A 10,305-nucleotide genomic window follows, 5' to 3' on the forward strand; every position below is an offset into this window, starting at 1 on the left:
AAGGAAAAAAGGGAAATGAAAGTAAGCAATCAGATTTATTTCAGCATGCTGATGGCGTCGGAGATGGTCTTTTCCATGGCCTCCCGGCCGTATTTGTCCACCTCGCTCTTGTTCTTCGCCCCGTGGGTCACGCAGCCGGCGCCGTTGATGCAGCCGTTGACGCAGGCCATGCCCTCGATGAAGTTGAAGTCCCCGATGCCCCGGGACAGCTTCATCAGCGCCATGCGGCACTCCTCGATGCCGGAGCAGACCACGGGTTTGGCCTGGAAGTCGCTGCCCTTCTCGGAGAAGGCCTGGGCCACGGCCTCGGAAAGGCCGCCGCTGCGGGCGAAAATCCGGCCGTAGTAGGAGGCGTTGTCCAGCACATCCTCGGGCAGGGTGCTGATCTCCAGATCCCGGCTGTCAAACAGGGCCTGCAGCTCCTCGAAGGTCAGCACGCTGTCCACCCAGGGGCGGACGCTCTCCTTCCGGAACTCGTTTTTCTTGGCGGTGCAGGGGCCGATGAACACCACCTTGCCGGTGGGATCGGTGGATTTGATGTATTTGGCGATGGCCGCCATGGGGGAGGGATTGTGGGACACCTTGTCCTGCAGCTCCGGGAAGGACTTGGCGATGTACTCCACGAAGGCGGGGCAGCAGGAGCTGGTGAGCAGCCCCTTTTCCTCCAGTTCGGCGGATTCGTCCCAGGCCACGATATCCGCGCCCAGGGCGGCCTCCACCACCGTGTGGAAGCCCAGGGCCTTGATGCCGCTGACCACCTGACCCAGTTTGGCATAGGAGAACTGGCTGGAGATGGACGGGGCAATCACCGCGTAGACCCGCACATTCTCTCTGGCGCTGTCCTTCAGAATCCGGACCACATCCACGATGTAGGACTTGTCCATAATGGCGCCGAAGGGGCACTGATAGCTGCACGCGCCGCAGGAGATGCACTTGCTGTTGTCGATCTGGGCCTCGCCGGTGGGCGCCATGGAGATGGCCTTGATCTTGCAGGCGTTCTCACAGGGGCGTTTCCGGTCCACGATGGCGGAATAGGGGCAGGCTTTGGCGCACAGGCCGCAGTTGACGCATTTGGTCTTGTCGATCACCGCGTGCTGGTCATTTTTGAAGTTGATGGCCCCCTTGGGGCAGGCGTCCTGGCACCGGTGGGCCAGACAGCCCCGGCAGATCTCCGTGACCGCATAGCCGCTGGTGGGACACTCATCGCAGGCGATGGACAGGACCTCGATGGCATTGGGATTGTCCGGATTGCCGCCCATGGCCATGTGAATCCGCTCGCTGACGATGGCCCGCTCCTTGTAAATGCAGCAGCGCATGGTGGAATGGGGGCCGGGGGCAATGAGTTTGGGAATGTCGAACACCGCCTGATCCAGCCGGTCCTCCCACTCTGCCCGGGCCACTTCCCGGAGCACCTTGTATTTCAGCAGCTGCACCTGGGTATCAAACTTTCTCATCTGAGGGCCTCCTTAGAAATAACTGACACGGATGGTTTTCCCCATCTTCTTCAGACACTCGGACAGTTCATACACGATCTGCATTTTCGTGCTGAAATTGATGGGAAGATCGGGACTCTGGTGGGCGGGGTTGGCCGCCCGGCCCACGAAGAAGTTGATATCCGTGGCTTCCTCGAACAGCATCCGGGCGATGAACGCCGCGCCGTCCCGTTTATAGCACCACTGGGTATAGGCGCTGTTGTCTTCCAGATAGTTTTTTGCGTATTCCAGCACCCGCTGGAGGGTGATGATGCCCTCGGTGACCAGGTCCACGCCTTCGATCCGGCCGATGGCCGGGATATCGTCGTCCGTGTCCTTCTGGTTCATGACCACGGTCAGGGGCTTGTTCAGATACTGGGCCGCCAGCCGGGCGGTGGAGCCGCCGCAGACAATGTGCCGCCCCTGCTTGGCAAAAAACAGCGAGAGCATCTTGTCATCGTCATCCCGGTTGGCCGGGGGACCAATGAGCAGGTTCGCCTGCTTCCGGGTACGCATACACACGGTCAGGGAGGTGGTGTCATCTCCGGGCTTGCCGCCGTAGCGCCGGCTGCACTCGTCCAGGAACATGGTGTTGAGGGTCTTGGCTGAGAAGCCCACCCGGCTGAAGGGGGCCATGTATTCCGCGATATTGTCCCGGCCCCAGCTGTAGGCATAGCTCATGCCCGGGCCGACGCCGGCGTTTTCCGCCCCGTCGCTGAACACCATCAGCACATCCCCCTCCTGGAGCTGGATCTCCGCGGATTCGATGGTCTTTTCCTCGATGGTGGTCTGGAGGTAGTGGATGGGCTTTTCCTTGCCGTCCCGGAACAGGATCAGGCCCGGATTGTCATACTGGATCAGAATCGCCCGGCCGCTGGGGGAAATGTTGATCACCGTGAAGGTGGAATAGGCCAGCTGGAGCACGGAGCTGATGGGCAGGGCCTCCACCACCGCGTGGACGCAGGTGGAAATGGGGATGTTCTCCGCCACCAGGCGGGAGAGGATCGTGGAGGTCAGGGTGGACAGGATGCAGGCCCGCACGCCGCTGCCCAGGCCGTCCGCCAGCACCAGCACCACGCTGCCGTCATCCCGGTCGATGCGCTCCACATGGTCGCCGCACACGAACTGCCCGTTCTTGAGCAGGCTCTGATAGCCGATATCTGCATACATGGTATCACTCATCGGATATCGTCTCCTTCAGTCGTTCAATGGCCGTCAGGGTGTCCGCCGCCGTCTCGCCCAGCAGGAACGCGATGTCCTGCACGATTTTCAGCTGTCGCTTGGCCACATCGTCCGCCATCTCCACGGCCTGCTGCCGGATCTCCATCTTCTTTTCCTGGGCCAGCACATCCGCAGTCACATCCCGCAGGGTGCAGATGAACAGGTGCAGGTCTTTTTTATACAGAATGATCCGGTCCACATACCGGTCATATTCCGCCAGGTAAATGTGCTCCTCCTTCAGGGGGCGGCCCTTGTCCCGGACCTTCCGGAACAGGTTGGGATCCATGAGCCGGATCACCTGCTCGCCCAGCACATCCCGTTCCTCCCGCACGAGGAGCATCCGGCAGGCCACGGGGTTGATTTTCTGGATTTCCAGCTCATCGTTGAGCACCAGAATGCCGTTGGGGGAGTTGACCACCACGGCGTCGGACAGGCCCTCGGCCTTTTCCATCATGTAGGGCAGGCACATGGACATTTCCGCCTTGCCCTGGATCACGGCGATGGCCTTTTCACGGCAGGTATTGTAGCCGCAGGAGCCGCAGTTCAGGCGCATGGCCGGATCGGTCTTGCCCATCCGCACCAGCATATCCTGGATTTCCATCTCGCTGGGCTGCTCGGCGTCCAGCTGGATGGGCAGATAGCTCTGATGGCACTCCGCTTTGCCGGGCTGGGGGACGGGGAAGTCCTTCTCCGCGGCGTACTCCACGTTCATGGCGGCCAGCCTCTCTGCCACACCGCAACTCTTCATGCTCATCACCCCAAGGCCCATCCAGCGCGGGCGTCGACATACAAAAACCCACCGCCACACTAGGTTATGGCGGTGGGTCAATGCTACATCAAGCGCCAGCGCGCGGCTAGGCTCCGCGTGCGCTACGACCTGAAGTTCGTGCTCGTGTCGGAGTCCTTGAGTATGACGTCGTGTGCGCCGCCCTCGACGAGCGAGGTGGACGAGACGAGCGTGATCCTGGCCTTGTCGCGCAGCTCGGCGAGCGTGAGCGCGCCGCAGTTGCACATCGTCGAGCGGACCTTGGTGAGCGACTGCTCCACGTTGTCCTTCAGCGGGCCGGCGTAGGGGACGTAGGAGTCGACGCCCTCGACGAACGAGAGCTTCTTGGAGCCGCCGAGGTCGTAGCGGGCCCAGTTGCGGGCGCGCGCGGAGCCCTCGCCCCAGTACTCCTTGACGTAGTTGCCGTTGACGTTGAGGCGACGCGTGGGGGACTCGTCGAAGCGCGCGAAGTAGCGGCCGAGCATCAGGAAGTCGGCCCCCATCGCGAGCGCGAGGGTCATGTGGTAGTCGTACACGATGCCGCCGTCGGAGCACACGGGGACGTAGACGCCCGTCTCCTTGTAGTACTCGTCGCGCGCGCGGCAGACGTCGATCAGCGCGGACGCCTGGCCGCGGCCGATGCCCTTCTGCTCGCGGGTGATGCAGATGGAGCCACCGCCGATGCCGACCTTGACGAAGTCGGCGCCAGCCTCGGCGAGGTAGCGGAAGCCGTCGGCGTCGACGACGTTGCCCGCGCCGACCTTGACCGCGTCGCCGTAGTGCTCGCGGATCCAGTCGAGCGTGAGCTTCTGCCACTCGGAGTAGCCTTCGGAGGAGTCGATGCAGAGCACGTCCGCGCCGGCCTCGACCAGCAGGGGCACGCGCTCGGCGTAGTCGCGCGTGTTGATGCCGGCGCCGACCACGTAGCGCTTGTGCTCGTCGAGCAGCTCGTCCGGGCGGGACTTGTGGGAGTCGTAGTCCTTGCGGAAGACCAGCGAGGACAGGTTGCCGTCCTTGTCGACCACGGGCAGGGTGTTGATCTTGTGCTCCCAGATGATGTCGTTGCAGATCTTGAGCGAAGTGCTCGTGTCCGTCGTGACGCACTCGGACGCCGGCGTCATGAACTCGGAGACCTTCTTGCCGCGGTCGTCACGCGATACGCGGTAGTCACGGCTGGTCACGATGCCGCAGAACTTGCCGTGCGGGGTGCCGTCGTCGGTGACGGGCATGGTGGTGTGGCCCGTGCGGTCGCGGATGTCGAGCACGTCCTGCAGGGTCATGTCGGGCGTGAGGGTGGAGTCGGACACGACGAAGCCGGCCTTGTAGGTCTTGACCTCGCGCACCATCGCGGCCTCGTCCTCGGGGGTCTGCGACTGGTAGATGAACGAGATGCCGCCCTGCTGGGCTAGGGCGATGGCCAGGCGCGGGCCGGAGACGGCCTGCATGACTGCCGACACCATGGGGATGTGCATCTTGATGGCGGGCTCTTCGCCGCGCTTGAACTTGACGAGCGGGGTCTCGAGCGAGACGTTAGCCGGAATGTTCTCGTGGGAGGAATAACCCGGGACGAGAAGGTACTCTGAGAAGGTGTGGGACTCCTCCTTGAAGAACGTTGCCATACGCAATCTCCTTTGCATCAGATACCACTGACGGGACGAAACCCATGCGCTTGCCGATGGATTTTGAGAAATTGTAACACCTTGCGGCACGAGCGGCCTAACTGGCGCCCTCACTCACCACCTCATCAAAGTCGACGGCGATGTCGTGCTTGACGGGGATCCAGTCGACCTTCTTGAAGAGCGCGATCACGTTGATGGGGATGTAGGTGAGCTCGAAGATCGGGAACGTGAAGATGTTCGAGATCACGCGCCAGCGGCTCCTGGAGTGGATGTTCTTCCGCTCCGTGATCGTGGTGATGAGCCCCATGATGAAGAACATCAGGTAGGACGAGAAGAGCGTGGTCACGATGGAGCGCACGCACGAGCCAAGTTCGCCCTGAGTGGCGATGTAGCCCCTGCTCGCGGTGCCGATGATGAGGTACGCGATGTTGACGAAGACGGAGAGCACGGTGCAGATCATGGCGGGAGACATGCACATGAGCATGTCGAACGACGCGAACGAGCGCCCCTTGAAGATGCCGCGCAGCAGGTCGCGCCAATAGGAGAAGAGCACCTCGTACGCGCCGCGCGACCACCTCATGCGCTGCGTCCACGAGGTCTTGAAGTCCGTTGGCTGCTCGTCGTAGAACTCCGCCGGGGCGTAGCCGATGCGGATGTCGTGCGAGCTGCAGAATGCGGAGAACTGCAGGTCCTCCGTGAGCGTGTGGAAGAGCCAGCCGTTCATGCCCTTGATGATGGACTCGGACACGAGCCAGCCGGAGCCCGAGATGGCGCAGCTCGTGCCGAGGAGCATGCGCGCGTTGTTGAGGTAGCGGGACTCGCGAAGGAACCAGAGGGAGTAGCCCGCGCTGATCCAGTTGGAGTCGAAGTTCTTGGAGTTACGGTAGCTCGTGCACACGAGGAAGCCCTGGTCGAACGTCTTGTTCATGATGCTGACGTAGTCGGGCGGGATCACGTTGTCCGCGTCCATGATGAAGAATCCCTCGTACTTGCCGGGGCACTCCCGCATGAGCCGCTCGAAGGCGAAGTCGAGCACCCAGCTCTTGCCGCGACGGGCAAGGTCGTTCCTCTCCCACACGATGGCGCCCGCCCTGCGCGCGACCTCGGCCGTGTCGTCCGTGCACGCGTCCGCCACGACGTAGCAGTCGATCAGTCCGTCGTAGCGCTGCGCCTTGATGGACTCGACGAGGTTCGCGATGACCGCCTCCTCGTTGTGGGCGGCGACGACGAAGGCGTAGGAGTGGTTCCTCTTGGCGTCGGGAAGCTTCACCTCGCCGCGGAACAGTGCCCAGATCGCATAGATGACCTGGTAGAAATAGGCAACGGTGAAGAAGATCCCCACGATGCTGTTGAAGACCTCAATGGGCGACGTGCCGAGTCTTGCCAGCTCCAAGCGCACACCCCTTCCGTAGGATCCGGACCTCAGTCACGTCCCGGGTCCAGCAGCTGGGGGCAGATCCTCTCGCCCGCCGTGGTGCGACCCATGGAACGCTCAGAGAGCGATTCTAGTACATGCGCGAGGTCGGGAGGGAGCGAGTCCGCAAGCTCGATGGTCTCTCCAGTAACGGGGTGGTCGAACCTGATGTGCCACGAGTGGAGGAACTGGCGGCGCAGGCCCATGTTGGCGCGGTCGTCCCCGCGGCCGTAGAGCTGGTCGCCCACGCAGGGGTGGCCGACGTGGCGCATGTGGACGCGGATCTGGTGGGTGCGCCCCGTGTAGAGGTGGCACTCGAGCAGGGAGTAGCCGTCATCCACGCGACCGGCCTCGAAGCGCTCGAGCGTCGTGAACGTAGTGATGGCCTCGCGCGCGGAGGGGTCGTCCGAGACCGCCATGCGCAGGCGGTCCCTGCGCGAGCGCGCGATGCCGGTCGTGATGGTGCCCGAGTCGGGCGCGACGTAGCCGTGGACAAGCGTGACGTAGCGCCTGTCGAGCACGCGCAGGCGGATGAGGTCCTGCAGGGACTTCTGCACGGCATCGTCCTTCGCGCACACCATGAGCCCCGACGTGTCCATGTCGAGCCGGTGCACGATGCCCGGGCGGTCGTCGCCCTGGAGCATGCCGAGGTGGCCGTACCCGCAATGTGCCACGAGCGCGTTGGCCAGGGTGTCGTCCACGTGGCCGGGGCTCGGGTGGCAGACGAGTCCCGCCTGCTTGGAGAGCACGATGAGGTACTGGTCCTCGAAGCGGATGTCGAGCGGGATGTCGGGGTTGGGCGCGAGCTCGCCATCCGCCGGCTCGGGCTCCGGAAGCCTGACCTGCACCCTGTCGCCCAGGCAGACGGACTCGCTCTTTGACGTGGCGGGCGTCGTGTTGATGGTGACCTCGCCATCGGCCACGAGCCGCGCGCAGGCGCTGCGCGACGGGCAGCCGTCGACCGACGCGAGGAACGCGTCGAGCCGCATGCCGTCGGACTCCGGCCCGACCAGCGCGTTCACGATCCTTGCCACGTGCACCCCCAATGCAAGGGCGGGCCCCAAGGACCCGCCCCAGATTCCAATTGCCTACCCGCGCGCCTTCTCGCGCCGCGAGTCCCATAGGTTGTATCCGATGAGCGACACGACCACGCCCACCGTTACGAAGATGTCCGCCACGTTGAACACCGGGAAGTCGATGAACGTCGTGGCGAGGAAGTCCGTGACGTAGCCCGCCACCAGCCTGTCGATCATGTTCCCGACGCCGCCGCCCGCGACGCAGGCGATGGAGACGACGAGCGACAGGGGCAGGTCCTGCTTCCAGACGAGCAGGAACGCCCCCACCACCACGAGCGCCGCGATGACCACGAAGACCACGCCGGCTCCGCGCCCGATGCTGAACGCGGCGCCGTCGTTGCGCACGTAGAGAAGGTCGAGGACGCCCGGGATGAACTCCCGCCGCTCGCCCACGCTCATCACGGAGCGGACGGCGAGCTTGGTCGTCTGGTCGAGCACCAGCACGAGGCACGCCACCACCCAGAACCAGATGGCGCGATACCCGCGCGCCGTCAGCCTGCTCGTCTCTCCCACGGCTCAGCCTACTCCTCGGTCGGAAGGTTCGAGACGACCTCGTGGCACCTCTCGCAGAGGCCGTCCTCGCCGAGCTCGCGCCAGTTCCAGCAGCGCGGGCACTTCTCGCCGTTCGCGGGGAGCGCCTCGCAGGAGAGCTCATCGCCCTCGTGCACGCAGACCTCGGAGCACACGAACGCCTCCGCGAGGTCGCAGCCGGCCTCCGTGAGCGTCCTGTATGCCTCGGCCGGGAGCGTGAGCTCGGCACGCGCGGCCTGCGTGGTCTTCTCGGTGATGGTTCCGGCAGCGGTCGCCTCCTCGTACGACTTGGTGAAGGCACCCCTTGCCTCGGCGAGCGCCTGGTACGCGGGGAGGTACTTCTCGTACACGTCGGACGCGACGGGGTTCTGGTACCAGTCGAGGAGCGCAGCGTACTTCTGGCCCTCGCGCATGGACTCGGGCAGGTACGCCATGATCTCGTCGGTGGTGTAGACGAGGATCGGCTGCAGGTCGTGGACGAGCATCGACAGGATGTGCGCCCAGGTGGTCTGGGCGGAGAGGCGCTCGTGCGAGCCCCTGCCGCCGCAGTACGTGCGGTCCTTCGTCGCGTTGAGGTAGCCGTTGGACAGCTCGGTCACCAGGTCGTAGAGGTTCCTGTAGACCACGTTGAAGCGGTACTCGGAGTACGCCTTGGTCACGACGTCGTGGACCTCGCACACGTGCGCGAGCGTCACCTTGTCGTTTGCCTCGAGCTCGTCGAAGGGAAGGCCGTCGGTCGCGGGGTCGAACTGGCCCTCGAGCTCGCCGAGCAGGAAGCGCAGCGTGTTGCGGATCTTGCGGTAGGCGTCGCCCACGTGGCCGAGGATCGTCTCGTCGCACGGGACGTCGACGGAGGTGTCGACGGAGGCGAGCCACAGGCGAAGGACGTCGGCGCCGTCCTTGGCGCAGACCTTGTTGGGGTCGATGACGTTGCCGAGGGACTTGGACATCTTGCGGCCCTGGCCGTCGAGCGTGAAGCCCTGGCTCACGATGGACTTGTACGGCGCGACGCCGTAGGCGCCCACGGAGGTCATGAGCGAGCTCATGAACCAGCCGCGGTGCTGGTCGGAGCCCTCGAGGTACATGTCGGCGGGGAACTGCAGGTAGTCGCGGTGCTTGCACACGGCGGTGTGGCTGACGCCGGAGTCCCACCAGACGTCGAGGATGTCCTTGTTCGCCTTGAGGTGGTGCGAGCCGCACTTGGGGCACACGCAGGCGTCGCCCAGGTAGCTGGCGGGGTCCTCGGTGAACCAGGCATCGGAGCCCTTCTCGCGGAAGAGCTTGATGACGGCGTCGAGCGTGTCGTCGTTCATGACGGTCTCGCCGCAGTCCTCGCACGTGAACGCCGGGATGGGCACGCCCCAGTTGCGCTGGCGAGAAATGCACCAGTCCGGTCGGTTCTCGACCATCGAGGTGATGCGGTTGCGGGAGTGCGCCGGGTAGAACTTGACCTTGGCGAGCTCGTCGAGGGCCTCCTGGCGCAGGCCGGTCTTGTCCATGCTCACGAACCACTGGCTCGTGGCGCGGAAGATGACCGGCTGCTTGCAGCGCCAGCAGTGCGGGTAGCTGTGCGTGATGTCCTCGTGCAGGATCAGCGTGCCGCGATCCTGCAGCCACTCGATGATCTTCGGGTTGGCGTCGTTCACGTTCATGCCGGACCAGGGGCCGCCGGTGCCCATGCCGTCGCCCTTGTAGAAGTTTCCGTCGTCGTCCACGGGCATGACCACGGGGATGTTGAAGCGCATGCCGGCGTTGTAGTCGTCCACGCCGTGGCCGGGAGCGGAGTGCACGATGCCGGTGCCGTCGTCCAGCGTGACGTAGTCCGCGTAGATGAACTCGCCCTCGACGCCCTGGTCGCCAAAGATCGGCTGCTTGTACTTGTTGTGGACGAGCTCGGTGCCGGTCATGCTCCACACGGAGCCGTCCGGGCGCTTGGCGAGCTCCCAGGACTCGTAGCCGAACTTCTCGCAGTCCTTCTCCACCAGGGCCTGCGCCATGAGCTCGGCGCGGCCGTCGACCAGGACGGCGACGTAGTCGGCCTCGGGGTGCAGGATGACGCAGTCGTCCGCGGGAAGGGTCCACGGGGTCGTGGTCCAGATGTCGACCCACAGGTTGTCCCTGTAGGCCTCGAGGCCCTCGGGCACCGTGGTCATCTGGAAGCGCACGAAGATTGCGGGAGAGACCTCGTCGCCGTACTCGATCTCGG

At 64.3% G+C, this 10,305-nt stretch carries 8 protein-coding genes; all 8 read right to left on the reverse strand.

Going from position 1 to position 10,305, the window contains the following annotated elements; translation table 11 throughout:
• Positions 1 to 35 precede the first annotated feature (35 nt).
• A complete protein-coding gene (locus tag ACI38Z_RS06800) occupies positions 36 to 1,454 on the reverse strand; it encodes a 4Fe-4S dicluster domain-containing protein (RefSeq protein ID WP_439789434.1) in 1,419 nt (472 codons plus the stop codon).
• Between the two features lie 12 nt (positions 1,455 to 1,466).
• Positions 1,467 to 2,654 carry a SpoIIE family protein phosphatase gene (locus tag ACI38Z_RS06805; protein WP_439789435.1) on the reverse strand — a complete coding sequence of 396 codons (1,188 nt, stop codon included), beginning with the start codon at positions 2,652 to 2,654 and terminating at the stop codon, positions 1,467 to 1,469.
• Entirely contained in the window at positions 2,647 to 3,426 is a 780-nt protein-coding gene (locus ACI38Z_RS06810; RefSeq protein WP_439789436.1) for a (Fe-S)-binding protein, read from the reverse strand. Before ACI38Z_RS06810 ends, ACI38Z_RS06805 begins: the two co-directional genes overlap by 8 nt.
• Before the next feature lie 137 nt (positions 3,427 to 3,563).
• Positions 3,564 to 5,078 carry an IMP dehydrogenase gene (locus ACI38Z_RS06815; RefSeq protein WP_439789437.1) on the reverse strand — a complete coding sequence of 505 codons (1,515 nt, stop codon included), beginning with the start codon at positions 5,076 to 5,078 and terminating at the stop codon, positions 3,564 to 3,566.
• A 97-nt stretch (positions 5,079 to 5,175) separates the two neighbouring features.
• Positions 5,176 to 6,471 carry a glycosyltransferase family 2 protein gene (locus ACI38Z_RS06820; RefSeq protein WP_439789438.1) on the reverse strand — a complete coding sequence of 432 codons (1,296 nt, stop codon included), beginning with the start codon at positions 6,469 to 6,471 and terminating at the stop codon, positions 5,176 to 5,178.
• 29 nt (positions 6,472 to 6,500) lie between these two features.
• Positions 6,501 to 7,481, reverse strand: coding sequence for an RluA family pseudouridine synthase (locus ACI38Z_RS06825; protein WP_439789441.1), 981 nt, complete (start codon positions 7,479 to 7,481; stop codon positions 6,501 to 6,503).
• Between the two features lie 99 nt (positions 7,482 to 7,580).
• Positions 7,581 to 8,081 carry a signal peptidase II gene (gene lspA, locus ACI38Z_RS06830; RefSeq protein ID WP_439789439.1) on the reverse strand — a complete coding sequence of 167 codons (501 nt, stop codon included), beginning with the start codon at positions 8,079 to 8,081 and terminating at the stop codon, positions 7,581 to 7,583.
• 8 nt (positions 8,082 to 8,089) lie between these two features.
• Positions 8,090 to 10,305, reverse strand: a 2,216-nt coding sequence (locus tag ACI38Z_RS06835) for an isoleucine--tRNA ligase (RefSeq protein ID WP_439789440.1), incomplete at its 5' end; no start/stop codon positions are given.

The organism is Parafannyhessea sp. (genome assembly GCF_051876455.1).
Lineage (GTDB): Bacteria > Actinomycetota > Coriobacteriia > Coriobacteriales > Atopobiaceae > Parafannyhessea.